The sequence below is a fragment of the Acidovorax sp. 22279 genome (assembly GCF_052045435.1).
Classification (GTDB): Bacteria; Pseudomonadota; Gammaproteobacteria; order Burkholderiales; family Burkholderiaceae_C; genus Acidovorax; species Acidovorax delafieldii.
Genome location: NZ_JBQEOV010000008.1, coordinates 40,046 through 63,765, shown reverse-complemented (window position 1 = coordinate 63,765; position 23,720 = coordinate 40,046). Strand labels below are relative to the sequence as shown.

Sequence of the window (23,720 nt, the reverse complement as noted above, 5' to 3'; positions counted from 1 at the left end):
TCGTTTCCCCGCAGGCATCCCTGTAGTCCCTGTCTCGACTGTTTGTGCTGCGCAGAGTAGTGAATGCGTTTGTCTCAGCGACTGCGGCTTTTCATGGCGCGCTCCACCTCGCGCTTGCCTTCGCGGTCCTTGATGGTGTCGCGCTTGTCGTGCTCGGCCTTGCCTTTGGCCAGGGCGATCTCGCACTTCACGAAGCCGTTCTTCCAGTGCAGGTTGATGGGTACCAGCGTGTAGCCCTTTTGCTCGACCTTGCCAATCAGGCGCTTGATGTCGTCTTTCTTGAGCAGCAGCTTCTTGGTGCGTGCCGATTCGGGGTTGACATGGGTGGACGCTGTCTTGAGCGGCATGATCAGGCAGCCGAGCAGATACAGCTCGCCATCGCGGATCAGCACGTAGCCATCGGTCAGCTGCACCTTGCCCTCGCGCAGCGCCTTGACCTCCCAGCCGTGCAGCACCATGCCCGCCTCGTGGCGCTCCTCGAAGAAGTAGTTGTAGGCCGCTTTCTTGTTGTCGGCAATGCGGGAGGTGGGATCGGGTTTTTTGGCCATGTAGATCAGATGCGGCGCCCTGCGGGAGATAAAAGGTCTCCCTACATACAATTGTGGCCGTTCAGAGACCCGTGATTCTAGTTTCCCCGGCCCGCCTTTCCCCTTCGAAAGCCCCGCGCCAGTTGCCTGCATGAAAACCGTCCACAAGTCCGTCCTCATTTGGTACAGCCCCGAAGAGATGTTTGCCCTGGTCACCGGGGTGGAGCACTACCCGCAGTTCCTGCCCTGGTGCGACCGCGCCGCAGTGCTGGAGCAGACCGAAGAGGGCATGACCGCCGAGGTGGGCATTGCATTCAGCGGCATTCGCCAGACCTTTGTCACACGCAACACGCACGAAGTGGGCAGGCGTGTGCAGATGCATCTGGTGAAAGGACCGTTCTCGCGGCTGGACGGGGATTGGCACTTTCATCCCGTGGGGGACGGCACGCAGCGTGCGTGCAAGGTGGAGTTGATGCTGAACTATGGGTTTGACAGTGCTGCGTTGGCCACGCTGGTGGGGCCGGTGTTTGACCGCATCGCAGGGAGCATGGTCGATGCCTTCGTCAAGCGAGCGGAACAGGTCTATGGCTGAGGTGGGTGGAGGTGCGTCGGCGACCATCGCTATCACTGTCGTCGTCTGTCTGGCTCCGCGCGAGGTGCGTGAGTGGACTCTGGATTTGCCGGTGGGCGCCACGGTAGCGGATGCCCTGCACGCCAGCTGCGGTATGGCCACGCTGTCCGCTCTGGAGGAGGGGGGCGCACCGTGCGTCGGTATCTGGGGCCGTGCTGCCAATCTGGATGTGGTGTTGCAGCCCCAGGACCGCGTAGAAATCTACCGACCCTTGAAGGTGGACCCCAAGGTAGCACGGCGGGAGCGCTTTGCCCGACAAGGGGCGCGCACTACAGGCCTCTTTGCGCGCCGCCGACCAGGGGGCAAGTCAGGCTACTGATACTGCTGAGTTGATCCGCGCGGTAGCGGAGCAGCATGCAGCTCAGCGTACGCAGTCGGCCGCGACAATCTCGTCGATGCGCTTGGCTTCGGCCGCGCGGGCGGGGCCATCCAGGAAGATTTTTTCACCCTGGGCGTTCGCTTGTGTGATGGGCTTGCCAGCATCGAACGCCGCTTTGGCCGCGCGTGCGCGGGTGCAGTTTTCAGCCTTGGCCTTGGCGATCTTTTCGTCCTCGGCCTTTTTCTTGGCGGCTTCTGCGGCCTCGGCCTGGGCTTTCTTCTCTTCCAGCTCCTTGTCCTTGCCAGCACCAGGGGCGCTGGCAGCGGTCTTGGGCGCTGCTGCTGCTGCGGGCGCCGCGTCAGAGGCTGCTGGCGCGGCCGGGACGGCAGCTCGTGCCGGGCGGTTGCCCCCAGGCTGTTTCAGGATGCTCTTTTCGGGGATATCGGGTGGTGGCGGACGATCGCTGAAGACTTTGCGCCCGTCTTTGTCTGTCCACTGCCATTGCGCCGCCGCGCCCATGGCCCAGGTGCAGGCCACGGCCAGCAGGAGAAGCTTGTGCATTTTCATGCGAACAAGTTTATCCGTGTGATTCCCCCCCCGCCAGTGCGTTGCAGACGGGTGGGCGCGTTTTCACCACACGCGGCGCGGGTACAATCCGTTTTTTGGAGCTTTCTCATGCGCCTTCTTGGAAAAGCGCTCACCTTCGACGATGTGTTGCTGGTGCCAGCGTACTCCCAGGTCCTGCCCAAGGACACGTCCCTCGCGACGAAACTCTCCCGCAATATCCAACTGAACCTGCCGCTTGTGTCCGCCGCCATGGACACCGTGACCGAGGCGCGTCTGGCCATTGCCATTGCCCAGGAGGGCGGCATCGGCATCGTGCACAAGAACCTCACGGCGCAAGAGCAGGCTGCTCATGTGGCCAAGGTCAAGCGCTACGAGTCTGGCGTGCTGCGTGATCCCGTGGTCATCACCCCCGAGCACACCGTGCTGCAGGTGCTCCAGCTGTCCGAACAACTGGGCATCTCTGGCTTTCCCGTGTGCGACGGCGGCAAGGTGGTGGGTATCGTCACCGGCCGCGACCTGCGCTTCGAGACCCGTTACGACGTCAAGGTCCACCAGATCATGACCCCGCGCGAGAAGCTCATCACGGTCAATGAAAAAGAGGGCACCACGCCGGCCGAAGCCAAGGCGCTGCTCAACAAGCACAAACTCGAACGCATCCTGGTCGTGAACGACGCCTTTGAACTCAAGGGCCTGATCACGGTGAAGGACATCACCAAGCAGACCAGCTTTCCCAACGCGGCCCGCGATGCCGCAGGCCGCCTGCGCGTAGGCGCGGCGGTGGGTGTGGGTGAAGGCACCGAAGAACGCGTCGAAGCCCTGGTCAAGGCCGGTGTGGACGCCATCGTGGTGGACACGGCCCACGGCCACAGCAAGGGCGTGATCGACCGCGTGCGCTGGGTCAAGCAGAACTACCCGCAGATCGACGTGATCGGCGGCAACATCGCGACCGGCGCTGCAGCCCTGGCACTGGTTGAGGCCGGTGCGGATGCGGTCAAGGTCGGTATCGGCCCAGGTTCCATCTGTACCACCCGCATCGTGGCGGGTGTGGGCGTGCCCCAGATTATGGCCATCGACAACGTGGCCACGGCCCTCAAGGGCACCGGCGTGCCGCTGATCGCGGACGGCGGTATTCGCTACAGCGGCGACATCGCTAAGGCCCTGGCCGCTGGCGCTGGGACGGTGATGATGGGCGGTATGTTTGCGGGCACTGAAGAAGCGCCGGGCGAAGTCATCCTGTTCCAGGGCCGCAGCTACAAGAGCTACCGCGGCATGGGCTCCATTGGCGCCATGCAGCAGGGCAGTGCCGACCGCTACTTCCAGGAATCGAGCACCGGCAATCCCAATGCCGACAAGCTGGTGCCTGAAGGCATCGAAGGTCGCGTGCCCTACAAGGGCTCCATGGTCAGCATCGTCTACCAGATGGCTGGCGGCGTGCGTGCCTCCATGGGCTACTGCGGTTGCGCCACGATCGAAGAGATGAACAACAAGGCCGAGTTCGTCGAGATCACCACTGCTGGTATCCGCGAAAGCCACGTGCACGATGTGCAGATCACCAAGGAAGCGCCGAACTACCGCGCTGACTGATCGTTGCAAACCGATCTGGCCTGATTGAAAAAATCTGGTCAGACTGATATAGTCTGGTCTGAATTCACCATTCAGGCCAGACTTTTTTATTTATGCAGTCCGTTGGCATCTACGAAGCAAAAAGCAAGTTCTCTGCCTTGATCGAACTGGTCGAGCAGGGCGAGGAAGTGCGCATCACCCGTCACGGCAAAGAGGTAGTACGCATGCTGCCGGTGCGCCGCCGCCCAGTGATTTCTGACGAACAGATTGCGCGCGAACTTGGCCAGATGGATGTGTTGCATGCCAGCATTCAACCCGCTGGGTCAACAACAGTGGATGGCTTGCGCCGTGCAGGGCGGAGCACTGCATGACCGCTTTCGTGCTCGATGCCTCGGTCACTGCCGCCTGGTTGTTGCCGGACGCGGCCAGCGAACACACCCGCCGCCTGTACGCCCTGATCCGCCGCGATGAGGTCGAGCCGCAGGCGCCCAACCTCTGGCACTGGGAGTGCCACAACATACTGGCCACCGGTGTGAACAGCGGGCGCATTCCAGCCGCTTCCGTCGAAGGCCTGTGGGGCGTGCTCGAAGCCATTCGTCACCGCGTCGAATTGCACGAACTGGCCCCTGCCCAGCACAAAGCCGTGCTCGACGTGGCATTGGAAACCGGCCTGCCCACCTTTGATGCTGCGTACCTGTGGCTGGCGCGCTCGCTGCGCCTGCCTCTGGCCACCTTTGATTCTCACCAGATCGCTGCCGCCCAGCGCAGCGGCGTCCCGCTTCTTGATCTCTCCAGCCTCTGACGGACCACCACCATGCAACACCAGAAAATCCTTATCCTCGATTTCGGCTCGCAAGTCACCCAGCTCATCGCCCGCCGCGTGCGCGAGGCCCATGTGTACTGCGAGGTGCACCCCTGCGACGTGACCGACGAGTGGATCCGCGACTATGCCAAGGACGGCTCGCTCAAGGGCGTGATCCTGTCGGGCAGCCACGCCAGCGTGTACGAGGTGGATGACAAGGCGCCGGATGCGGTGTTTGAACTCGGCATCCCCGTGCTGGGCATCTGCTACGGCATGCAGACCATGGCCCAGCAGTTGGGCGGCAAGGTCGAGGGTTCCAACACCCGCGAATTTGGCTACGCCGAAGTGCGCGCCCATGGCCACACCGAACTGCTCAAGGGCATCGAAGACTTCGCCACGCCCGAAGGCCACGGCATGCTCAAGGTGTGGATGAGCCACGGGGACAAGGTCACTGCCTTGCCCCCGGGCTTCAAGGTGATGTGCTCCACACCCTCGTGCCCCATCGCTGGCATGGCCGACGAAAGCCGCCACTACTACGCCGTGCAGTTCCACCCTGAAGTCACACACACCGTGCAGGGCCGCGCCTTGCTGGAGCGTTTTGTGCTGGGCATCTGCGGCACCCGTGCCGACTGGGTCATGGGCGACTACATCGAAGAGGCTGTGCAAAAGATTCGCGAGCAGGTGGGCGATGAGGAGGTGATCCTCGGCCTGTCGGGCGGCGTGGATTCGTCCGTGGCTGCCGCGCTGATCCACCGCGCCATTGGTGACCAGCTCACCTGCGTGTTTGTTGACCACGGCCTGCTGCGCCTGAATGAAGGCGACATGGTCATGGACATGTTCGAGGGCAAGCTGCACGCCAAGGTCATCCGCGTGGACGCCAGCGACCTGTTCCTGGGCAAGCTGGCGGGGGTGAGCGAGCCCGAGCAAAAGCGCAAGATCATCGGCGGCCTGTTTGTGGACGTGTTCAAGGCCGAGGCCGCCAAGCTCAAGGCAGGCACCGGTGGCCACAAGGGCGCCACCTTCCTGGCCCAGGGCACGATCTACCCCGACGTGATCGAATCCGGCGGCGCTAAGAGCAAGAAGGCCGTCACCATCAAGAGCCACCACAACGTGGGCGGCCTGCCCGAGCAGTTGGGCCTGAAGCTGCTGGAACCCCTGCGCGATTTGTTCAAGGACGAAGTGCGCGAACTGGGCGTAGCCCTGGGCCTGCCGCCCGACATGGTCTACCGCCACCCCTTCCCCGGCCCCGGCCTGGGCGTGCGCATCCTGGGCGAGGTGAAGAAAGAATACGCCGACCTGCTGCGCCGTGCTGACGCGATCTTTATCGAAGAGCTGCGTAACTTCAAGGACGAAGCTACAGGAAAGACCTGGTACGACCTCACCAGCCAGGCCTTTACCGTGTTCCTGCCCGTCAAGAGCGTGGGCGTGATGGGCGATGGCCGCACCTATGACTACGTGGTGGCCCTGCGCGCCGTGCAGACCAGCGACTTCATGACCGCCGACTGGGCCGAACTGCCCTACGCGCTGCTCAAGAAGGTGTCAGGCCGCATCATCAACGAAGTGCGTGGCATCAACCGCGTGACGTACGACGTGAGCAGCAAGCCACCAGCGACGATTGAATGGGAGTGAGTGGGGGGTAAATCAAAATACTGGTTATTTAAACAGTATTGGCGCACAATGCGACGGATCTTCCGGAGCTTTGTGTGCCATGTCCCAGCTTCACGACCTCTACTATTTTCTTTCCCCTACGCCGCTTGCCGCCGAGATGGCCAAGAGGTTACTGCAGCGCCTCCAAGGACCCTGTGGGGCGGGCAGAGGCGAGCCAATGTCCTTGGATCGGCTGCACATCACGCTCCATTACCTGGGGCGCTTCCTGAACAGCATCCCCCGAGAGGTAATCGACTTGGCGCTGGCGGCGGGTAGCGCCATGGACTACGAACCGTTTGGGGTCCGCCTCGACGTGCTGCAGTCCCGGGGCGGCTTTGAAAAGGGGACTTTCGGCACCGTCGAGCTGGCGCCACAAGCAGGCGCTGCGCGTGAATTGCGAGGATTTCAACATGCGCTTGGCAACACGATGCGCCGCTTGGGGTTTGCAGAAACTCAGATCCGCAGCCATTTCCACCCGCACATGACTTTGCACTACAAGCACGAACGCATTGACCCAATGGTGGTTGCTCCCGTGGCGTGGACCGTGACGCAGTTTGCCTTGGTAGACAGCCTCTACGGCCTGAGCAGGCATGATGTGCTCGCGCACTGGACCTTGAAGGCACGGCAACAGGTCTTTCTTGACTGGTGATGTTGCGAAGCAAGCGGATACCAATGCGTACTCGCTGTGCTGCGTCGTGGTGCGGAAGCTTCCGCGGCTACCATCCTCTGAGGTCATTGGCTCTCTCATTTCTTCATGACGACACTTCACGATTTCTGGCCCGGTTGTGGTTTCCAAACGCTGGATCGCGATGCCCGTGGCTGGCTGCCCCCCACCGACGGATACCTGCGTTGGCTGCTGGCCCGACCAGAGTTGGCGCTGGTGCCGGAGTCGTGCGCTGTAGAGATCGCACTGCATGAATCGCTCAAGGTGTCACCCGCGCGGGCGGTCACCTCTGCGGAGCTGGCTGCATTGCAGGACGAAGACGCGCGCGAGAACTACACCGTGTTCCTGCGCTTCCGCGATGGCCTGCTGGCCGCCGGCACGCTGGAGGCTTATTACCTGCAGCTCATGCGCAGTGGGGCGGTGAATGTGCCCGCCGTGTTCATCGACGCCGTGGTGCAGGCCCTGCTGCGCAATGTGCTGGACAACTGCAACGACGCCTTTGAAGCCCGCGCTGCCGAGATGCTGTTTCGGCCGCAGCGCATCACCTTGCAAGACGGGCAAATGCTGGCAGGCGACCGGGCGACGCTCGACATGCTCAACGAAACTGCGGGCCTGGGCGAGGTGGGACGCTTGCTGTTGCAAAGCGGTGCGCTGCAGCCCACGGCGCAGGTCAAGGTGCTGTCGGCCTACAACGCGGCGCAATATTGGCGGGAGAGTGACCGCCACCACTTTCTGCTCGACCTGACCCATGAGCTGACACAGGACCTGAGCCATGGCCTGACCTTCAAGATGACCCGCGCCCGATCCGGCCTGAAGGCACTGGCCCGGGTGCTGGAGCGCTGGGTCGTCCACCTGCTGGGCGTGCAAGTGTTGATCGAGCCTGTGCACGAGGTCACCGACAGCGCCTGGCGCTGGCATGTGGGGCTGGATGTGGAGTCCACCGCCATCCTCAACGACCTGTACCATGACCGGCCCGTGGAGCCTGAGCGCATGGCGCGGCTGGTGAGCCTGTTCACGTTGACCTTTGCCAACCCGGCCGAGATGCGCGCCGATGTGGCGGGCAAGCCGGTGTATTTGGGGTTGGCGACCAACGTCGAGGGTGTGGTGCGCATCAAGCCGCAGAACCTGTTGCTCAATCTGCCGCTGGCATCTGTATCTTGAGTGCTATTAAATTAATAGCTAATAGCGCTTGATGAATAAGCGCTAGCAGCCAATTTTATTCAAATTTCTCCGGGTTGGATGATGGCCCGATGCTGGGCCGTCATCCAATTGTCATCAGGCTCGCGTTGCCGCCAGCTGCGGCTGTGTTCACGCTCAGCGCGCGCTCGATCAGCAGGCGCTCCAGCGGGATGTCCGTGGCACCGGGCTGCAGTGCCGTCACACCCACGATAGGCCCCGCGCGGCGGGCGAGGGCGGTGCACACGGCCTGCAGCGAGGGGGCGTCACCGTGGTGCAGCACGGCATCCAGCTCCAGCGTGCCGTCGTTCAGCGTGTTGTCCTGCAACTGGATCTGCGCCTGCACCAGCGTGGGCAATGGCGTGCGCAGGTGGGCCTGGGCGTTGGGCCACAGGGCGGTGCCACCGGTGGCGAGCACGGCCGCAGTCTGTACCAGCAGGTCATCCACACTTCGCGCCAGGCACAGCACCCGGGCACGGGGGGCCAGGGTGTAGACGTTGCGCTCGCCCGTGGGGCCGGGCAGGGTGCGGGCGGTGCCGCTTTGGGTTTGCTGGGCAAACTGTTGGCAGGTGTTGGCCAGGGCTGCATTGCCCTGGAGCTGCGCCCATTGCTGCAAGGTGGCCAGAGGCGCCAGCAGGCGCTCGCGCACTGCCTCCTCGGGCGGCGTAGTGCGGTCGGCGTCGGCAAAGGTGCGCGCCAGCGCATCGGCCGGGCGCTGCGACACCAGGCGCAGCAGGTACAGCGGCCCGCCTGCCTTGGGCCCCGTGCCCGACAGGCCTTCGCCGCCAAAGGGCTGCACGCCCACCACGGCGCCCACCATGTTGCGGTTGACGTACACGTTGCCAGCATGGGCGCGGTTGACCACGCGGGCGATGGTTTCGTCGATGCGGGTGTGCATGCCTTGCGTCAGGCCGTAGCCGGTGGCGTTGATCTGGTCGAGCAACTGGTCCAGGTCGTTGCGGGCGTAGCGCACCAGGTGCAGCACGGGGCCGAAGACTTCGCGTTGCAGCTCGCCGATGTGGTTCAGTTCGATCAATGTGGGGGGAACGAAGGTGCCTTGTACGCCGGCGGCCGACACATGGTTCGGGTGCTGGAACACCCGATGGCCCTTGGCCTTGAAGTTCTCGATGTGTCGGACGATGCCCGCTTGTGCTTCGGCATCGATGACGGGGCCCACGTCCACACGCAGCGCTCCGGGGTTGCCCACGCGCAGTTCGCCCATGGCGCCCTGCAGCATCTCCACCACGCGGTCGGCGGCTTCTTCCTGAACGCACATCACGCGCAGGGCGGAGCAGCGCTGGCCTGCGCTGTCAAAGGCCGACGACACGGCATCGCCCACCACCTGTTCCACCAGCGCGGAGGAGTCCACGATCATCGCGTTCTGGCCACCGGTTTCTGCGATCAGCGGAATAGGGCGGCCTGCGGCATCCAGGCGCCCGGCCACTGTGCGCTGCAGGATGCGGGCGACCTCGGTGGAGCCGGTGAACATCACGCCCATCACGCGGGCGTCGCCAATGAGGCGCGCACCCACGGTTTCGCCCTGGCCGGGCAGCAGCTGCACGGCGGCGCGGGGCACACCGGCTTGCCACAGCAGGCGCACGGCTTCGGCGGCGATCAGCGGGGTTTGTTCGGCGGGCTTGGCCAGCACGGGGTTGCCAGCGGCCAGCGCGGCCGCCACCTGGCCCATGAAGATGGCGAGCGGGAAGTTCCAGGGGCTGATGCAGGCCACCGGGCCCAGCGGGATGTGGGTCGCGTTGTCAAAGGTGCTTTGCACCTGGGCGGCGTAGTAGCGCAGGAAGTCAACCGCCTCGCGCACTTCGGCCACGGCGTTGCTGGCGCTTTTGCCCGCTTCGCGCATCAGCAGGCCCAGCAGGGGCTGCATGCGGGCTTCGAGCAGGTCGGCGGTGCGCAGCAGGGCGGCAGCGCGCTCGGCGGGCGGGGTGGCGGCCCAGGGGGCTGCGGCGGCCTGGGCGTGGGCCAGTGCCTGGTCCACATCGGCGGTAGTGGCCTCTTGCACGGTACCCACCACATCGCTGTGGTCGGCGGGGTTGCGCACGGGCTGCATTGGGCCTGCGGGGGCATCGGCGCCCAGCAGGGGGGCGGAGGTCCAGGCATGGGTGGCAGTGGCTTGCAGGGTGGTGGCCAGCTCGGTCAGCGTGTTTTCGTTCGATAGGTCCAGCCCGCGCGAGTTGGTGCGGTGCGCGCCATACAGGCCCTGGGGCGTGGCAATGCGGGGGTGGGGCAGGCCCGCAGTGCCTTCTGCCGCAGCTTGCTGGTCCACCACTTGCACGGGGCTGCGTACCAGCTCATCCAGCGCAATCGTTTCATCGGCAATGCGGTTCACAAACGAGGTGTTGGCGCCGTTTTCGAGCAAACGGCGCACCAGGTAGGCCAGCAGGGTTTCGTGCGTGCCCACGGGGGCGTAGATGCGGCAGGGGCGGCCCAGCTTGCCCGCAGTGATGGCGCCCACCACCTGCTCATAGAGCGGCTCGCCCATGCCGTGCAGGCACTGGAACTCGTATTGCCCGGCGTAGTAGTTGCTGCCCGCCAGCTGGTAGATGGTGGCCACCGTCTCGGCGTTGTGGGTGGCGAACTGGGGGTACACGGCTTCCGGCACGCCCAGCAGCTTCTTGGCGCAGGCGATGTACGAAATGTCGGTGTGCACCTTACGGGTGTAGACGGGGTAGTCCTCCAGGCCATCGACCTGGGCGCGTTTGATTTCGCTGTCCCAGTACGCGCCCTTGACCAGGCGCACCATCAGGCGGCGCTGGGTGCGGCGGGCCAAGTCCACCACGTAGTCGATGACGAACGGGCAGCGCTTTTGGTAGGCCTGGATGACAAAGCCAATGCCGTTCCAGCCCGCCAGCGTGGGCTCGTGGCACAGGCGCTCCAGCAGGTCCAGCGACAGCTCCAGGCGGTCGGTTTCTTCGGCGTCGATGTTCAGGCCAATGTCGTACTGCTTGGCCAGCGCGGTCAGGCGCAACACCAGCGGGTACAGCTCATCCATCACACGGCCAAACTGTGCGCGGCTGTAGCGCGGGTGCAGGGCCGAGAGCTTGATGGAGATGCCGGGGCCTTCGTAAATGCCGCGCCCAGCAGAGGCCTTGCCAATGGCGTGGATGGCTTGCTCATACGACGCGTAATAGCGCTTGGCATCTTCGCTGGTCAGCGCGGCCTCACCCAGCATGTCGTACGAATAGCGAAAGCCCTCGGCCTCCATCGTGCGGGCGTTGCGCAGGGCTTCGTCGATGGTCTCGCCGGTCACAAATTGCTCGCCCATCATGCGCATGGCCATGTCCACGCCCTTGCGGATCAGCGGCTCGCCGCCCTTGCCGATCAGGCGGCTGAGCGAGTTGCCCAGGCTGCCTTCGCTGTGCGTGGCCACCAGCTTGCCGGTGATGAGCAGGCCCCAGGTGGCGGCGTTGACGAAGAGCGACGGGCTCTTGCCCAGGTGGGCATCCCACTGGCCGTGGCTGATTTTGTCGCGGATCAGCGCATCGCGTGTGGCCTTGTCGGGGATGCGCAGCAGCGCCTCGGCGAGGCACATCAGCGCCACGCCTTCCTGCGACGACAGCGAAAACTCCTGCAGCAGCCCCTGCACGATGCCCGCGCGCCCGGCGCTGGCCTTGCGTTCGCGCAGCGCCTTGGCAATGCGCAGGGCCAGTTGCTCGGCGGACGCCGCTTGATCGGCAGGAAGTCGGGCCTGGGCCAACAGCGGGGCCAGGGCTTCGGGCTCGGGGCGGCGGGTGGCGGCGGTGATGGCGGCGCGCAGCGGGTTGTTCAGCGGCGTGCGGGGCGCGAAGTCTGCAAACGGGGCGGAGGGCTGCGTCATGGCGGAGTCTTTCAGGGGTTTGGCGGGACCCAACACGGGGGAAAGTGTTGGTGGGGCGCGTTATTGGCGATGATCCTTGGGTTGGTGGTGAATAAATGGTCGAAAATTGGCTTCTACACCGAATTAATCGCTAATCAAGATGCAAGCAGAACCCGATCTCGACCGGATTGACCGCAAGATACTGTCAATCCTGCAGGAGGACGGCCGCATTGCCAACCTCAAGCTGGCCGAGGCGGTGGCCCTGTCGCCCACGGCCGTGCTGGCGCGGGTGCAGCGCCTCACGCGCGATGGCTTCATCCTGGGCTACGAGGCGCGCCTGAACCCCCTGAAGCTGGGCGCGGGCATGCTGGTGTTCGTGGAGGTGCTGCTGGACCGCACCACGCCCAATGTGTTCGACCAGTTCAAGGCCGCCGTGCAGGTGCACCCCGAGATCATGGAGTGCCACATGGTGGCGGGCGGGTTTGATTACCTGCTCAAGACGCGATCGGCCGACATGAATGCCTATCGCGTGTTTGCGGGCAACGTGCTGTGGCAGCTGCCCGGCGTGCGCGAGACGCGGACCTATGCGGTGATGGAAGAGGTCAAGCACACCAACCACCTGTACCTGCGCTGACTCCACACCATGCGCGTACACCTACCGGATTGGCGGTGCTGGCAGAAGCCCGCATAATTCTCTGCAGATCTGCTTGCATGAGGAGCTACACCATGACGACCGCTTTCCCCTATGCCGCCGCAGCCCTGGTGGCTGCCCTGTTCAGCCAGACGGCCGCTGCATCCTGCTACGTCGTCTATGGCCCTGACAAGGACATCGTGTACCGCGCCCCGGTGCCGCCGGTGGACATGTCACGGCAGATCCACGAAACCCTGCCCCTGGTGGCCCCGGGCTCGACCCTCGTGTTTTTGCCCGACAACTTTGGCTGTGAACTCACCATCAACAAGCTGCCACTCACGGCCGTGTCCGCGCCCGGGGGCATGCGGCCTGCGCGTGCTGACCGGGGCTGAAACGGACAGTTCGCAGGGTGCGGCCAGTGGGCGTGCCGCGCCTGAGACAATCGGGGGATGAGCGAACCGAAAGAACTATCCCCCTCGTTTGAACCCACCGAGCAGAATTCCCAAAGCGACCTGCCCGAAGGCTGGCTGCACGTGCAGTCCATGGACCTGGACGCCCAGGGCGTTGCCCGCAAGCCCGACGGCAAAGTGGTCTTTATCGATGGTGCCCTTCCATTCGAGCTGGTAACCGCCAACACCCACCGCAAGAAGAACAACTGGGAGCAGGCCAGCCTGGTAGCGATCCACCGCGAGTCGTCCCAGCGCGTGCGGCCGGATTGCCCCCACTTTGGCCTGCACGCAGGCGCCTGTGGCGGCTGCAAGATGCAGCACCTGCACGTGGGCGCCCAGGTGGCCGTCAAGCAGCGGGTGCTGGAAGACAACCTCTGGCACCTGGGCAAGGTCAAGGCCGAGACCATGCTGCGTCCCATCGAGGGGCCCGCCTGGGGCTACCGTTACCGCGCCCGCCTGGCGGTGCGCCACGTGATCAAGAAGGGCCAGGTCCTGGTGGGCTTTCATGAGCGCAAGAGCCGCTACATCGCCGACATGCAGACCTGCAAGATCTTGCCCCCGCATGTCGATGCCATGCTGATGCCCCTGCGGGCACTGATTGCCAGCCTGGATGCCCGCGACACCTGCCCACAGATCGAGCTGGCCTGCGGTGACACCGTGACCGCGCTGGTGCTGCGCCACCTGGAGCCGCTGAGCACCGATGACATAGCCCGGCTGCGCGCCTTTGCGGCGGAGCACCATGTGCAATGGTGGCTGCAGCCCAAGGGCCCGGACACGGTGAAGCTGCTGGACGAAGGCGGCGAGCAGCTGTCGTACGCACTGCCAGACTTCGGCATCACCATGCCTTTCAAGCCCACGGACTTCACCCAGGTGAACCCGCACATCAACCGCGTGCTGGTGAGCCGCGCGCTGCGCCTGCTGGACGTGCAGCCCCACGAACGCGTGATCGACTGGTTCTGTGGCCTGGGCAACTTCACGCTGCCCCTGGCCACGCAGGCGCGCGAGGTGCTGGGCATCGAGGGCAGCGAGGCCCTGGTGGCCCGCTCGCGTGAGAACTATGCATTGAATCAGGTCCAAGCGCCGGACCACAAAGCGCTGGCAGCTACGGATTTTGTAGCGCGCAACCTGTTCGAGATGACGCCCGAGATGCTGGTGGCCGACGGCACTGCCGACAAGTGGCTGGTGGATCCACCACGCGAAGGGGCGTTTGCGCTGGCCAAGGCGCTGGCGGACATTGAACAGGCCCGCATTGGCGCCGAGGGCTCTGGCCCCTTGCCTGCAGGGGCCGAAGGCTGGACGCCCCCGAAGCGCATTGTGTACGTGAGCTGCAACCCAGCCACCCTGGCGCGCGATGCCGGGCTGCTGGTGCATCTGGCCGGCTACCGGTGCACGGCGGCGGGCATGATCAACATGTTCCCGCACACGGCCCATGTGGAGAGCATGGCGGTGTTCGAGCGGGTTTGAGTCCGGTTGCCAGAAAGAGGCTTCAGGAAGGGGAGGGCGCAGCCCTCCGTCCCGTGGCCTTAATTCCCCCGCGCAATATCAGCTGCGGTTGCGGCTGGCTGCGGGGTCGCGGGGTTCGGTTTCGATGTCGGGCGCGCGTTCGCTGCGTTCGGGCTTTTCCACCTTGCCCAGCACCGAGGGCGTGCCCTCGATCTTGTTCTCACGCATGTAGGCGTCCATGTCCTTCCAGCCCGCAAACACCGAGGCCTTGGAGGCCTTGGGGTTGAGGGTGTAGCAGTCTTCCAGCCCCCGCAGTGCGTGTCGGCAGGCACCGCCGATGGCCTTGGCCTCGGCATCGCGTTGCGCCACGCGCGGGTCGGGGCCCAGGCCCGGGATCTTGTCGCAGCCTGCAAGCAGCAACAGGCCCGCCAGAACCATCAGGCGCAATGCGGTGGAAGGGCTTTGTGGATACATGTACTTGTATTATCGGCACACTGGCCGCGCTATTGAGGCTTGATCCTGGGGCGCGACCCACAAAAAAGGCTCCCGAGGGAGCCTTTTGATGGAGGTCAAGGGACTGGCAGGGCTCAGTCGCGCTCGCCGCCCATGATGCCCAGCAGGGCCAGCAGGCTCTGGAACACGTTGAAGATGTCCAGGTACAGGGCCAGCGTGGCGCTGATGTAGTTGGTTTCGCCGCCGTCCAGGATCTGCTTCAGGTCATACAGCATGTAGGCGCTGAAGATGCCGATGGCCAGCATCGAGATCACCATCATGCCCACGCCGGAGCCGACGAACACGTTGATGATGCCGCCGACCATGAGCACCAGCGCGCCCACCATCAGCCACTTGCCCATGCCCGAGAGGTCGCGCTTGATGACGCTGGCCAGGCTGGCCATCACGAAGAACACACCGGCCGTGCCGGCAAAGGCCGTCATGATGAGGTCGGTGCCGTTCTTAAAGCCCAGCACCATGCCGATCATGCGCGACAGCATCAGGCCCATGAAGAACGTGAAGGCCAGCAGCACCGGCACGCCTGCGGCCGAGCGCTTGGTCTTTTCGATGGCGAACATGAACCCGAACGCGCCGCCCAGGAACACGATCAGGCCCAGGCCGCCGGTCAGCGAGCGGGTGATGCCGGTGGCCACGCCGATCCAGGCGCCCAGCACCGTGGGGATCATGCTCAGGGCCAGCAGCCAGTACGTATTGCGAAGCACCTTGTGGCGCTCTTCCTGCGAGATGCCATAGCCCGCAGAGTGGCCCAGGGTGGTGACTTGGTCATTCATCTTGTGTCTCTCCTTGTTGGCCTGCACGACGCAGACATCACAAATTCTAGGTGGTGATGCTTTTTTGCTTTGCAATGACCGCACCCGGTCACCTACTTTTGGTAAGGATACTTTCACCCTGGCTGAGGGCAACGGCGCCGGGGATGCCGGTATGCTCGGTTCTCTTTGCGTGCCGGGGCGGCCTGTGCGGCCCGGTTTCCTCTCCCACTTTCGGATCCTTTCATGAAAACCAAGCACGAACTCGAACTGGCCGACGTCAAGGCCGTGGCCGCTGCCGCCGAAGCCGAGGCCCTCAAGAACAACTGGGCCGTGACCATCGCCATCGTGGACGATGGCGGCCACCTGCTGTGGCTGCAGCGCCTGGACGGCGCCGCAGCAGTGTCATCGCACATCGCCCCTTCCAAGGCCCGCACGGCCGCTCTGGGCCGCCGCGAAAGCAAGGTCTACGAGGACGTGATCAACGGCGGCCGTACCTCGTTCCTGAGCGCGCCCACCATTGACGGCCTGCTCGAAGGCGGCGTGCCGATCATGAAGGACGGCCAGTGCCTGGGTGCCGTGGGCGTGAGCGGCGTGAAGTCCACCGAAGATGCACAGATCGCCCGCGCGGGCATTGCAGCCCTGGGCCTCTGATTTGGGGGCTCCCGGCAGGGAGTGCGGTTGCTATTATTTTGATAGCTTCGAGCGCATGTTCCACTAGCGCATGGGGCTGAAAGCGCTTCAAAACCCTCTGGGAGCATGAAAAAACCGGCCTGTGGGCCGGTTTTTTGTTGGCAGGGTCGGGGGCGGCAAAAAAAGCCTGGCTACGCGGGAGCAAACCCGTTGGCTGGCAAAAACGACCCTTGCGAGCTTGTTGCAAGCCCGGGAGTCGCCCCACGATGAAACTATTTGGTCAGGATGAGCTTGCCCAGCTTGGTGGCCTGCAGGCGGTACACCGAGCCGTTGTGGCTGATGGCGACGGTCTTGTGCCCTTGCAGCAGCACGCTGCTGTCCAGCGCAGCAGTGGCGCAATGCGCGCCGGACGACGGGGCCTCGCCAGATGCCGATGCGTCTGCGGAGTCAGCCGGCACGGCGCGGCGGAGCGGGGCGGAGGTCAGGGAGGCTTGCATGGAGTTTTCCTGGGTCATTGCAGTGCGTTTTGTTAATGATAACGATTCGCAATTACAAGTCAAGCGAACGGTGTGTTTCTTTTTGTTCTTGGTTCCGCCCTGCATCCGATGCAAGGGCGAGGCTTTGAGCAGCGCCCTGGGGCGCGGGGCAAGGGTTCGTGCGCCCTGGGCGCAGTGCAGGGGGCTGCGAGCCCGCTGCACGGGCCCAGCGTTCCCTGGTGCCTGCTAGCGCGCCCACGACGGGTGGGCTGGCCAAGATGGGCAGGGACCGGGCCGGTGACTTTCGCCGTGTCTTTACTGGCCCTGCGGGTCGGTTACAAACCCGATCTTGCGCACGCCAGCGCGTTGCGCGGCCGCCATGGCCTGGGCCACAAATTCGTAGCGCACGTTCTTGTCGCCACGGATGTGGAGGTCCGGCTGGGGCTCCTTGGCGGCCTCGGCCTGCAGGCGGGGGAAGAGTTCCTCTTCCGACACCTGGGACTCGTTCCAGAAGAACTTGCCATCGGCCGACACCGACAGGCGCACGGTCTCGGGCTTGACGTTCTCGGGCTGGTTGGTGGCGCGGGGCAGGTCCACGTTCACCGCGTGTTTCATCACCGGCACGGTGATGATGAAGATGATGAGCAGCACCAGCATGACGTCCACCAGGGGCGTCATGTTGATCTCGTTCATCACGTCATCGGTGTCGTCTTGGGTTCCAAAGGCCATGGCTTAGCCGCCTTTCTTCATGGGCAGCACCTTGCCAGGCTCGCCTGCGTTCACGCGGGCGCCGGTCACAAAGTAGGCGTGCAGGTCATGGGCAAAGCTGTTCAGGCCGTTCAGGATGGACTTGTTGCCGCGCACCAGCGCGTTGTAGCCCAGCACCGCCGGGATGGCCACGGCCAGGCCCAGCGCGGTCATGATCAGCGCTTCACCGATGGGGCCGGCCACCTTGTCGATGGTGGATTGGCCCGAGGTGCCGATGGCCAGCAGCGCATGGTAGATGCCCCACACGGTGCCGAACAGGCCGATGAACGGGGCGGTGGAGCCCACCGACGCCAGGATGGCCAGGCCCGAGGACAGGCGGGCGGTGAACTCGTCGATGCAGTTGCGCAGGCAGCGGGTCACCCAGTCACTCACGTCCAGGCTGTCGTGCAAGTGGGCCTTGGTGTTGCGGTGGTGGGCGGTGGCTTCGCGGCCTTCCAGCGCCAGGTGGCGGAAGGGGTTGGTCGGGTCGGCGCCCAGCTTGGTCAAGCCCGCGGCAAAGTCCTCGCTGTGCCAGAAGTCCTGGGCGGCGCGGGCGTGTTTCTTGAACTTGATGATGTCCAGTGCCTTGATGAGGATGACGATCCACGAGGCCAGCGACATGGCCAGCAGCAGGATGGCGACGGCGCGGGTGACAAAGTCACCCTGGATCCAGACGTTGGCGATGCCGAATTGCGATTCCATGAAAACTCCCTGAGCGGTGATTGGTTTATTCGAGAACAAAGTTGACGGGGACGAGGTTCCACATGGCCTCGGGCACGCCGTTGCGTTTGCCGGGCACAAAGCGCCAGCGCATCACGGCGTCCTGGGCCTGGCGGTCCAGCCGGTCAAAGCCGCTGGACTTGTTGACCTCGACCTTTTGCGGCACGCCATCGGTGCCGATGAGCACCCGCAGCACCACCTTGCCTTGCTCGCCCATGCGTTTGCTGATGGCGGGGTAGCTGGGCTTGGGGTTGTTGAGATAGGCCGCGTCGCTGGACGGCAGCTCGATCTTGGGTGGTGCGGTTGGCGCCGGTGGCGCAGGCGCGGGGGCCGGGGGCGCCACGGGGGCCTCGATGGGCGGGGCGGGCGGCTGGGGCGTGGTGATGCCGGTGGGGGCATTGGGCGCTGGCGTGGGGTCGGCAATGGCGACGGGCATCGGTGCCGGGCGCGGCGCGGCCTTGGGCGCTGGCTTGGGAGGGGGCGGTGGTGCCGGTGGCGGCGGGGTGACCTTGGGCGGGGCGGGCGGCGCGATGAATTCGCTGAGCAGTTCGGCCGGCACGATCACCTCGGCCGCCTTGCGCACCAGGCCGGACTGCAGGGCCCAGATGCCCGCCACATGCAGCGCCACCACGGAGCCGACGATCACTGCATTGCGGCTCACACCGCCAGGGGGGGCGAAACGATCAGGGTGAGACATAAAAAGAAAGGAAGGGCAGCGCCGCCCCTAGCATAGGGCGGGCGTTGCCGGGTAAACCCGGATTATTTGCGAAAGATCCACCAGGCCGAACCTGCGACCAGGATCAGGCTGCCCGCGAGGGTAGAGAGGAGTTCCATGACTTGCTTTCCAGGATGGAGCTGGCAAGCTGGATCGTCTGCGGCGCCGCATCGTTGCGCAAGGCGGCTACCGGGTTCGAGACACTGCACTGCGCCACCACGTCGCGGGCGCAGCTTTCGCAGCATCCGCATTGGGTGGCCACGCCCAGTTCGAACTGGATCTCATCGAAGCTCATGCCGGCACGGGCATGGCGGGCAATCTCACGGTCCGAAACCCGGCGGCAAACACAGACGATCATGGCGGCAGGCAGTGTGGCTGGCTGTTGAAAGGATGATTGAGATTATAAATACGAATCTATCGCATTTGCAATAAATCATTCCTGCCGACAGGGGGAAGGCGCACCTGCCCGTGTGGAGCTGCCGATACCCCGGGCCTCAGATCGCGCCCGCGGCGGGCTCGTCGTGGCCGTCCAACAGCGCGGAAGTCGCTTCGGCAAGGGTGGCGCAGCCGGTCAAGGCCATGGCGACCTCCAGCTCGTCGCGCAGCAGGCGCAGCACATGGGCCACGCCCGCAGCGCCTGCATTGGCCAGGCCCCACACGGCGGGGCGCCCCACCAGCACGGCGGAGGCGCCCAGCGCCATGGCTTTGAGCACATCGGTGCCGCGCCGGATGCCGCCGTCCACCAGCACCGGCACCTTGCCCTGCACGGCCTGCACCACACGGGGCAGCGCGGTGGCGGTGGCAGGGGCCGTGTCCAGCGTGCGCCCGCCATGGTTGGACACGATGAGGCCCGCAGCGCCCAGCGACACGGCCTGGCGCGCGTCGGCGGGGTGCAGCACGCCCTTGAGCAGCACCGGCAGCCGGGTGATGGACTGCAGCCACGCGATGTCGTCCCACGTGGGCGCATGGTGGAGCAGGCCGTCGAACAAGGCACTCTGGCCGGGGCCCAACGCGGAAGGCGCGGGTGCCTGCAGGCCTGCCAGGTTGACGGGGCCCACGCCGGGCGGAAGCCGAAAGCCCGCACGCCGTTCGCGGTCGCGCACGCCGCTGGTGGGGGCATCCACCGTGAGCACCAGGGCCTCATAGCCGGCCGCTTCGGCACGCTGCACCAGAGACTGGGTGAAGCCACGGTCAGGTTGCAGGTACAGCTGAAACCACAGCGGGCCGCGCCCCGGGTCGGGCAGGACGGCCTGGGCCACGCTCTCCAGCGACACGCTGGCCTGGGTGCTGAGCACCACGCCCGCGCCCAGCGCCGCTGCGGCATAGGCCATGGCCAGTTCGCCGTCGGGGTGCGCCAGGCGCTGGAAGGCCACGGGTGCGAGCAGGATGGGGTGCGCCAGCGTGCGGCCCAGCAGGGGCACGCGGGTGTGCCCACCCGCCAGCGGCCGCAGCACGCGGGGCCACAGGGGCAGGGCGTCCCAGGCGCTGCGGTTGGCGTGCAGACTGATCTCGTCGGCCGCGCCGCCGCTGAAGTACGCCCAGGCGTTGTCGTCCAGCTGCGTGCGTGCGTGTTGCTCGTTGTCGGCCAGGGTGACCAGGCCCGGGGGGATGGTGTGCCGTGCAGGAAATTGGGTCATACAAACAAAAATAGCACCAAGCGCTAGTGGATCATGCGCTGGGTGCTATCAAAATAATAGTTCTTGCGGGGTGTCTCATACCCTCGGTCGCAGCCGTGGGGTAGGGGCCTGCGGTTCACACATCGGCCCACATGCGCAGCAGGTTGTGGTACGTGCCCGACAGCGCGATGGCCGACGGGTCGGTGTCGCCGTGGGTCTGGCGCAGCTTGAGCAGGGCCATGTCCATGTCGAACAGCAACTGGCGTTGCTCCAGCCCGCGCACCATGCTCTCCACCCAGAAGAAGCTGCTCACGCGGTGCCCGCGCGTGACCGGCGCGACCTGGTGCACGGTGCTGCTGGGGTACAGGATCATGTCGCCCGCAGGCAGCTTGATGCGCTTCTCGCCCAGGGCTTCGGCAATCACCAGTTCGCCACCGTCGTAGTCCTCGGGCGGCGTGAGGAACAGCGTGCACGACAGGTCGCTGCGCACCCAGCAGCTGTCGGCGCGGGAGTGCATGACGGCGCTGTCCACATGGTTGCCATAGTAGTTGGCGCCATCGCCATACTTGTTGAACAGCGGGTTGTAGATGCGGCGCGGCAGTGCGGCCGAAAAGAAGAGGGCGTTGCGATTCAACGCGGCCTTGACCAGGCCCTGGAGTTGGGCGGACAGCTCGCTGGCTTGTGCGAGTTGCAGGTTGTTTTTCTGGTGCACCGCCTGGCCGCCCGCGCTGCGGGCGCCGTCCACCCAGGGGGCGTCGGCCGCCCAGAGCTTTTGCCGGAAGAACGCGACCTCGTCGGCGGTGAGAACGTCTTGGATGTGCAGGAACATGGAGCCATTGTGAACCGGCCCCGGGCAGTGCCGGGGCCGGTTCATTCGAGGGACTTCAGAGGTGCGTCAGAAGCGTGTCTTCAGCGTCAGCTGCACAGCGCGCGGGGCGCCGGGCGTGTAGAAGCCGCGGTACAGGCCTTCGGCATACGTGCGGTCGAACAGGTTGCTCACGTTCAGCTTCAGCGAGGTCTTGTCGTCAAACGCGTACTCGGCCATGGCGTCCACCACCGCAAAGCCGCTGGCGTACACGGCGCGCGAGCCCTCGGGGTTCTGCTTGGCGCGGTATGTCAGGCCAGCACCCACACGCAGCTTGGAGGTGACGGCGTAGGTGCTCCACACGCTGCCGCTGTGCTTGGGCGTGAGGCCGGGTCGATCACCCTGCACCTGCGCGCCGCCGCCGTTGGCGGCCAGCACCACGTTGCTCTTGTCGATCTTGGCCGATGGGATCCAGGTGTGGTTGAAGAACAGTTCCCACTTCGGCGTCAGGCGGCCCGCCAGGTTGAACTCCATGCCGGTGGCGTGGCGCTTGCCCGAGAGCAGTTCTTGCGCGGCAGCGGTGTCGGGGTCGGTGTTGCGCTCGTTGTACTTCTGGCTGTAGAAGGCGGCCACACCCAGCAGGGCGCGGCGCTCGAACAGCTCGAACTTGCCGCCGACTTCGATGTTGCGGCTCTTTTCTGGGTCGGTGTTGGCGGTGCGCGCCGTGGTGGTGCCGGGGTTGCCAAACTGGTAGGTGTCGCCCGAGGTGTTGTACGAAGTGCCGTACGACAGGTAGTACGAGGTCAGCTCGTCAGGCTGGAAGATCATTCCCACGCGGGGGCTGAACAGGCTGTCGGAGCGCGAGTTGCTCAGGCTGCCTGCGGCGTTGTGGTACGCGGCGCGGAAGTTGTCGTAGCGCAGGCCGCCGACCAGCTTGAGCGTGTCGCTCAGCGAGACCGTGTCCTGGAAGTACAGGCCCAGGTTGCGCGATGTGAACGTGTTCCACTGCACCGGCGCACGGCCGTCGGCCACCCACGCGCCGTCGTTGGGCGTGCCCACCGTGGTGGTGGGGCGGGTGGTGGTGTTGGCGTAGTTCTGGTTGCGCTTGGCGTCGTCGTCGTAGTAGTCCACGCCGGTCAGCACCGCGTGCTTCTTGCCACCCCAGTTGTAGGTGTTGCTGTAGTCGCTTTGCACCTGCAGCACATTGCTCTCGCCCACGCGGCCCTTGGAGCCACGGGTCAGCACGGTGTTGCTGTTGATCTGGTCCAGCGTGATGGCGCTGTTCTGGAAGCCGATGGTGCTGGCCAGCAGGTCGCGCTCGTACTTGCCGTAGCGCAGGCGCGTGGTCAGCTCGCCGCTGTCGTCAAAGCGGTGGATGTGGCCCAGCGTGACGTACTGCGATGTGGTGTCGTTGTGGTCGCTGGCCAGGCCGTAGTACTTGCCGGCTTCCAGTGGCATGTTGATCTTGCCGTCGGCCGAGAGACGCCAGGGGTGGTTGTAGAGCGGGCGGCCCTTGGATTCGAGGTAGTACAGCCCGACGGAGAACTCGTCGCGCGTGCCGATGCCCCAGGCAAAGGTGGGTGCAATGCCGCGCTTGTCCTGCTTGGCACCGTAGTTGTCGTACTCCTGCACCATGGCGTTCAGGCGGAAGGCCGAGTTCTCGCCCGTCACCCAGTTGAAGTCGCCCGTGGCGCGGTGGTACTTGCCGGTGCCCAGTGTGTAGCCGGCTTCGTGCTGGTCGATCAGCAGCGGGTACTTGTTGACCTGGTTGACCACGCCGCCGGTCGAGCCCTTGCCGAACAGCATGGAGGCCGAGCCCTTGAGCACTTCGATGCGGTCGTTGTTGAAGGTGTCGCGCTCGATCAGCGGGGCGTCCTTCATGCCGTCCACGTAGATGTCGCCCGCCAGGCCCAGCGAAAAGCCGCGCAGGCGCACGTCCTCTTCACCAGTCTCGCCGGACTGGAAGGTCACGCCCGCCGTGGTGCGCAGCACTTCGCGGAAGTCGTCCTGGTTGCGGTCGTTCATCAGCTTTTCGGTGAACACCGTCACGGACTGGGGAATGTCCTTGATGTCCTGCTTGCCCTTGCCCACGGTGGTCTTCTTGATGAGCAGGGTGTCCTTGCCCTGGACTTCAGCGGCTTCCTTCACCGTCACGGTGGACAGGGTGGTCTCGGATGTGCCGGTCTGCGCCATGGCGCCCATCGAGGCGGCCAGCATCAGCGCGCCCAGTGGCAGCAAGGCCCTGTCGGATTGCGAAGCCTGGGGCGACAGGGTGGCGGGAGAAGCAACGAATGCGGGAGAAGAACGCAGCATGCCGCTGCGGCGCTGGGCGCGAGATTTAGCCAAGAGGGCCTCCGTCAATAGGGGTGTGCAGGTGGCGCGCAGGGGCACCAAGAGCAGGCGAGAGGCAGTGGCTAGATCAACATGGCTGTGCGTCGTCGTGCAGCTTTATGTTACATCAAATGCGGGTCATTCTCATTTGCATTGATGCGGGCGCGCCACACTTCGACAGGGTGTGG

At 64.9% G+C, this 23,720-nt stretch carries 25 protein-coding genes; 12 read left to right on the top strand and 13 right to left on the bottom strand.

The genetic code is table 11. The features are described 5' to 3' along the window. Positions 1-74: 74 nt before the first annotated feature. Positions 75-548 (bottom strand): SsrA-binding protein SmpB, encoded by a 474-nt coding sequence (gene smpB, locus ACTJKQ_RS12065; RefSeq protein ID WP_056063871.1) that lies wholly within the window; start codon positions 546-548, stop codon positions 75-77. Positions 549-678: 130 nt separating this feature from the next. On the opposite strand from smpB, the gene ACTJKQ_RS12060 reads away from it, so the two are divergent. Both ACTJKQ_RS12060 and ACTJKQ_RS12055 read left to right on the top strand, forming a co-directional pair. Continuing rightward, the gene (locus tag ACTJKQ_RS12060) at positions 679-1,119 is read left to right on the top strand and encodes a type II toxin-antitoxin system RatA family toxin (protein ID WP_056746485.1); all 441 of its coding nucleotides are present in this window, start codon (positions 679-681) and stop codon (positions 1,117-1,119) included. Further along, positions 1,112-1,477, top strand: coding sequence for an RnfH family protein (locus tag ACTJKQ_RS12055; RefSeq protein WP_121942681.1), 366 nt, complete (start codon positions 1,112-1,114; stop codon positions 1,475-1,477). Before ACTJKQ_RS12060 ends, ACTJKQ_RS12055 begins: the two co-directional genes overlap by 8 nt. A gap of 42 nt (positions 1,478-1,519) precedes the next feature. Here ACTJKQ_RS12055 and ACTJKQ_RS12050 read toward each other — a convergent pair whose 3' ends face one another. Then, the gene (locus ACTJKQ_RS12050; RefSeq protein ID WP_395454111.1) at positions 1,520-2,044 is read right to left on the bottom strand and encodes a DUF4124 domain-containing protein; all 525 of its coding nucleotides are present in this window, start codon (positions 2,042-2,044) and stop codon (positions 1,520-1,522) included. A gap of 108 nt (positions 2,045-2,152) precedes the next feature. Between ACTJKQ_RS12050 and guaB the strand changes: the two genes are divergently transcribed. The 6 genes from guaB to ACTJKQ_RS12020 all read left to right on the top strand — a co-directional run bounded on the left by guaB (position 2,153) and on the right by ACTJKQ_RS12020 (position 7,881). After that, positions 2,153-3,628, top strand: a complete 1,476-nt coding sequence (gene guaB / locus ACTJKQ_RS12045) for an IMP dehydrogenase (protein ID WP_055398151.1) — start codon at positions 2,153-2,155, stop codon at positions 3,626-3,628. A 92-nt stretch (positions 3,629-3,720) separates the two neighbouring features. Beyond that, positions 3,721-3,978 carry a type II toxin-antitoxin system Phd/YefM family antitoxin gene (locus ACTJKQ_RS12040; RefSeq protein WP_056746479.1) on the top strand — a complete coding sequence of 86 codons (258 nt, stop codon included), beginning with the start codon at positions 3,721-3,723 and terminating at the stop codon, positions 3,976-3,978. Then, positions 3,975-4,409, top strand: coding sequence for a type II toxin-antitoxin system VapC family toxin (locus ACTJKQ_RS12035; protein WP_056063857.1), 435 nt, complete (start codon positions 3,975-3,977; stop codon positions 4,407-4,409). The genes ACTJKQ_RS12040 and ACTJKQ_RS12035 overlap by 4 nt, the downstream gene beginning before the upstream one ends. Positions 4,410-4,421: 12 nt before the next feature. Next, a complete protein-coding gene (guaA, locus tag ACTJKQ_RS12030; protein WP_108500092.1) occupies positions 4,422-6,038 on the top strand; it encodes a glutamine-hydrolyzing GMP synthase in 1,617 nt (538 codons plus the stop codon). A 79-nt stretch (positions 6,039-6,117) separates the two neighbouring features. Beyond that, complete coding sequence (locus ACTJKQ_RS12025; RefSeq protein WP_440596936.1) at positions 6,118-6,705, top strand: 2'-5' RNA ligase family protein; 588 nt, start codon at positions 6,118-6,120, stop codon at positions 6,703-6,705. A 105-nt stretch (positions 6,706-6,810) separates the two neighbouring features. Continuing rightward, the gene (locus tag ACTJKQ_RS12020) at positions 6,811-7,881 is read left to right on the top strand and encodes a DUF6352 family protein (RefSeq protein WP_440596935.1); all 1,071 of its coding nucleotides are present in this window, start codon (positions 6,811-6,813) and stop codon (positions 7,879-7,881) included. A 100-nt stretch (positions 7,882-7,981) separates the two neighbouring features. Here ACTJKQ_RS12020 and putA read toward each other — a convergent pair whose 3' ends face one another. Then, a complete protein-coding gene (gene putA, locus ACTJKQ_RS12015) occupies positions 7,982-11,728 on the bottom strand; it encodes a trifunctional transcriptional regulator/proline dehydrogenase/L-glutamate gamma-semialdehyde dehydrogenase (protein ID WP_440596934.1) in 3,747 nt (1,248 codons plus the stop codon). 139 nt (positions 11,729-11,867) lie between these two features. Between putA and ACTJKQ_RS12010 the strand changes: the two genes are divergently transcribed. From ACTJKQ_RS12010 to rlmD, 3 genes are all read left to right on the top strand, one after another. Further along, a complete protein-coding gene (locus tag ACTJKQ_RS12010) occupies positions 11,868-12,341 on the top strand; it encodes an Lrp/AsnC ligand binding domain-containing protein (RefSeq protein ID WP_060985213.1) in 474 nt (157 codons plus the stop codon). 92 nt (positions 12,342-12,433) lie between these two features. Further along, a complete protein-coding gene (locus ACTJKQ_RS12005; protein WP_440596933.1) occupies positions 12,434-12,730 on the top strand; it encodes a hypothetical protein in 297 nt (98 codons plus the stop codon). A 57-nt stretch (positions 12,731-12,787) separates the two neighbouring features. Continuing rightward, entirely contained in the window at positions 12,788-14,251 is a 1,464-nt protein-coding gene (gene rlmD / locus ACTJKQ_RS12000) for a 23S rRNA (uracil(1939)-C(5))-methyltransferase RlmD (RefSeq protein ID WP_440596932.1), read from the top strand. 78 nt (positions 14,252-14,329) lie between these two features. On the opposite strand, the gene ACTJKQ_RS11995 is transcribed toward rlmD, so the two are convergent. Both ACTJKQ_RS11995 and ACTJKQ_RS11990 read right to left on the bottom strand, forming a co-directional pair. Next, positions 14,330-14,704, bottom strand: coding sequence for a hypothetical protein (locus ACTJKQ_RS11995; protein WP_056063836.1), 375 nt, complete (start codon positions 14,702-14,704; stop codon positions 14,330-14,332). Between the two features lie 113 nt (positions 14,705-14,817). Next, positions 14,818-15,513 carry a Bax inhibitor-1/YccA family protein gene (locus tag ACTJKQ_RS11990; protein ID WP_015014565.1) on the bottom strand — a complete coding sequence of 232 codons (696 nt, stop codon included), beginning with the start codon at positions 15,511-15,513 and terminating at the stop codon, positions 14,818-14,820. A 222-nt stretch (positions 15,514-15,735) separates the two neighbouring features. Here ACTJKQ_RS11990 and ACTJKQ_RS11985 point away from each other — a divergent pair, with 222 nt between their 5' ends. Continuing rightward, positions 15,736-16,143 (top strand): GlcG/HbpS family heme-binding protein, encoded by a 408-nt coding sequence (locus ACTJKQ_RS11985; RefSeq protein WP_015014564.1) that lies wholly within the window; start codon positions 15,736-15,738, stop codon positions 16,141-16,143. Between the two features lie 251 nt (positions 16,144-16,394). Here the strand turns inward: ACTJKQ_RS11985 and hemP are convergent, their stop codons facing one another. The 8 genes from hemP to ACTJKQ_RS11945 all read right to left on the bottom strand — a co-directional run bounded on the left by hemP (position 16,395) and on the right by ACTJKQ_RS11945 (position 23,514). After that, positions 16,395-16,619 (bottom strand): hemin uptake protein HemP, encoded by a 225-nt coding sequence (gene hemP, locus ACTJKQ_RS11980; protein ID WP_056065088.1) that lies wholly within the window; start codon positions 16,617-16,619, stop codon positions 16,395-16,397. A gap of 294 nt (positions 16,620-16,913) precedes the next feature. Beyond that, positions 16,914-17,327: an ExbD/TolR family protein gene (locus ACTJKQ_RS11975; protein ID WP_015014562.1), complete on the bottom strand. Its 414-nt coding sequence runs from the start codon at positions 17,325-17,327 to the stop codon at positions 16,914-16,916. 3 nt (positions 17,328-17,330) lie between these two features. Beyond that, positions 17,331-18,047, bottom strand: coding sequence for a MotA/TolQ/ExbB proton channel family protein (locus tag ACTJKQ_RS11970; RefSeq protein ID WP_056063831.1), 717 nt, complete (start codon positions 18,045-18,047; stop codon positions 17,331-17,333). A 25-nt stretch (positions 18,048-18,072) separates the two neighbouring features. Next, the gene (locus ACTJKQ_RS11965; RefSeq protein WP_146871895.1) at positions 18,073-18,762 is read right to left on the bottom strand and encodes an energy transducer TonB; all 690 of its coding nucleotides are present in this window, start codon (positions 18,760-18,762) and stop codon (positions 18,073-18,075) included. A 103-nt stretch (positions 18,763-18,865) separates the two neighbouring features. Continuing rightward, positions 18,866-19,138 carry a (2Fe-2S)-binding protein gene (locus ACTJKQ_RS11960; RefSeq protein ID WP_440596931.1) on the bottom strand — a complete coding sequence of 91 codons (273 nt, stop codon included), beginning with the start codon at positions 19,136-19,138 and terminating at the stop codon, positions 18,866-18,868. A 136-nt stretch (positions 19,139-19,274) separates the two neighbouring features. Then, a complete protein-coding gene (locus ACTJKQ_RS11955) occupies positions 19,275-20,417 on the bottom strand; it encodes an alpha-hydroxy acid oxidase (protein WP_440596930.1) in 1,143 nt (380 codons plus the stop codon). Positions 20,418-20,532: 115 nt separating this feature from the next. Beyond that, a complete protein-coding gene (locus ACTJKQ_RS11950) occupies positions 20,533-21,225 on the bottom strand; it encodes a Fe2+-dependent dioxygenase (RefSeq protein ID WP_440596929.1) in 693 nt (230 codons plus the stop codon). Between the two features lie 66 nt (positions 21,226-21,291). Further along, positions 21,292-23,514 carry a TonB-dependent receptor gene (locus ACTJKQ_RS11945; RefSeq protein WP_056063815.1) on the bottom strand — a complete coding sequence of 741 codons (2,223 nt, stop codon included), beginning with the start codon at positions 23,512-23,514 and terminating at the stop codon, positions 21,292-21,294. Between the last annotated feature and the right edge of the window lie 206 nt (positions 23,515-23,720).

Bases quoted from the DNA above. Each gene is read 5' to 3' on its own strand.
- ACTJKQ_RS12010 (WP_060985213.1), top strand. From the start codon at position 11,868: ATGCAAGCAGAACCCGATCTCGACCGGATTGACCGCAAGATACTGTCA.
- guaA (WP_108500092.1), top strand. From the start codon at position 4,422: ATGCAACACCAGAAAATCCTTATCCTCGATTTCGGCTCGCAAGTCACC.
- ACTJKQ_RS11950 (WP_440596929.1), bottom strand. From the start codon at position 21,225: ATGTTCCTGCACATCCAAGACGTTCTCACCGCCGACGAGGTCGCGTTC.
- putA (WP_440596934.1), bottom strand. From the start codon at position 11,728: ATGACGCAGCCCTCCGCCCCGTTTGCAGACTTCGCGCCCCGCACGCCG.
- smpB (WP_056063871.1), bottom strand. From the start codon at position 548: ATGGCCAAAAAACCCGATCCCACCTCCCGCATTGCCGACAACAAGAAA.
- ACTJKQ_RS11955 (WP_440596930.1), bottom strand. From the start codon at position 20,417: ATGACCCAATTTCCTGCACGGCACACCATCCCCCCGGGCCTGGTCACC.
- ACTJKQ_RS12060 (WP_056746485.1), top strand. From the start codon at position 679: ATGAAAACCGTCCACAAGTCCGTCCTCATTTGGTACAGCCCCGAAGAG.
- ACTJKQ_RS11985 (WP_015014564.1), top strand. From the start codon at position 15,736: ATGAAAACCAAGCACGAACTCGAACTGGCCGACGTCAAGGCCGTGGCC.
- ACTJKQ_RS12050 (WP_395454111.1), bottom strand. From the start codon at position 2,044: ATGAAAATGCACAAGCTTCTCCTGCTGGCCGTGGCCTGCACCTGGGCC.
- guaB (WP_055398151.1), top strand. From the start codon at position 2,153: ATGCGCCTTCTTGGAAAAGCGCTCACCTTCGACGATGTGTTGCTGGTG.
- ACTJKQ_RS12035 (WP_056063857.1), top strand. From the start codon at position 3,975: ATGACCGCTTTCGTGCTCGATGCCTCGGTCACTGCCGCCTGGTTGTTG.
- rlmD (WP_440596932.1), top strand. From the start codon at position 12,788: ATGAGCGAACCGAAAGAACTATCCCCCTCGTTTGAACCCACCGAGCAG.
- ACTJKQ_RS12020 (WP_440596935.1), top strand. From the start codon at position 6,811: ATGACGACACTTCACGATTTCTGGCCCGGTTGTGGTTTCCAAACGCTG.
- ACTJKQ_RS11995 (WP_056063836.1), bottom strand. From the start codon at position 14,704: ATGTATCCACAAAGCCCTTCCACCGCATTGCGCCTGATGGTTCTGGCG.
- ACTJKQ_RS11965 (WP_146871895.1), bottom strand. From the start codon at position 18,762: ATGTCTCACCCTGATCGTTTCGCCCCCCCTGGCGGTGTGAGCCGCAAT.
- ACTJKQ_RS11960 (WP_440596931.1), bottom strand. From the start codon at position 19,138: ATGATCGTCTGTGTTTGCCGCCGGGTTTCGGACCGTGAGATTGCCCGC.
- ACTJKQ_RS11970 (WP_056063831.1), bottom strand. From the start codon at position 18,047: ATGGAATCGCAATTCGGCATCGCCAACGTCTGGATCCAGGGTGACTTT.
- ACTJKQ_RS11975 (WP_015014562.1), bottom strand. From the start codon at position 17,327: ATGGCCTTTGGAACCCAAGACGACACCGATGACGTGATGAACGAGATC.
- ACTJKQ_RS12055 (WP_121942681.1), top strand. From the start codon at position 1,112: ATGGCTGAGGTGGGTGGAGGTGCGTCGGCGACCATCGCTATCACTGTC.
- ACTJKQ_RS11990 (WP_015014565.1), bottom strand. From the start codon at position 15,513: ATGAATGACCAAGTCACCACCCTGGGCCACTCTGCGGGCTATGGCATC.
- ACTJKQ_RS12005 (WP_440596933.1), top strand. From the start codon at position 12,434: ATGACGACCGCTTTCCCCTATGCCGCCGCAGCCCTGGTGGCTGCCCTG.
- ACTJKQ_RS11945 (WP_056063815.1), bottom strand. From the start codon at position 23,514: ATGCTGCGTTCTTCTCCCGCATTCGTTGCTTCTCCCGCCACCCTGTCG.
- hemP (WP_056065088.1), bottom strand. From the start codon at position 16,619: ATGCAAGCCTCCCTGACCTCCGCCCCGCTCCGCCGCGCCGTGCCGGCT.
- ACTJKQ_RS12040 (WP_056746479.1), top strand. From the start codon at position 3,721: ATGCAGTCCGTTGGCATCTACGAAGCAAAAAGCAAGTTCTCTGCCTTG.
- ACTJKQ_RS12025 (WP_440596936.1), top strand. From the start codon at position 6,118: ATGTCCCAGCTTCACGACCTCTACTATTTTCTTTCCCCTACGCCGCTT.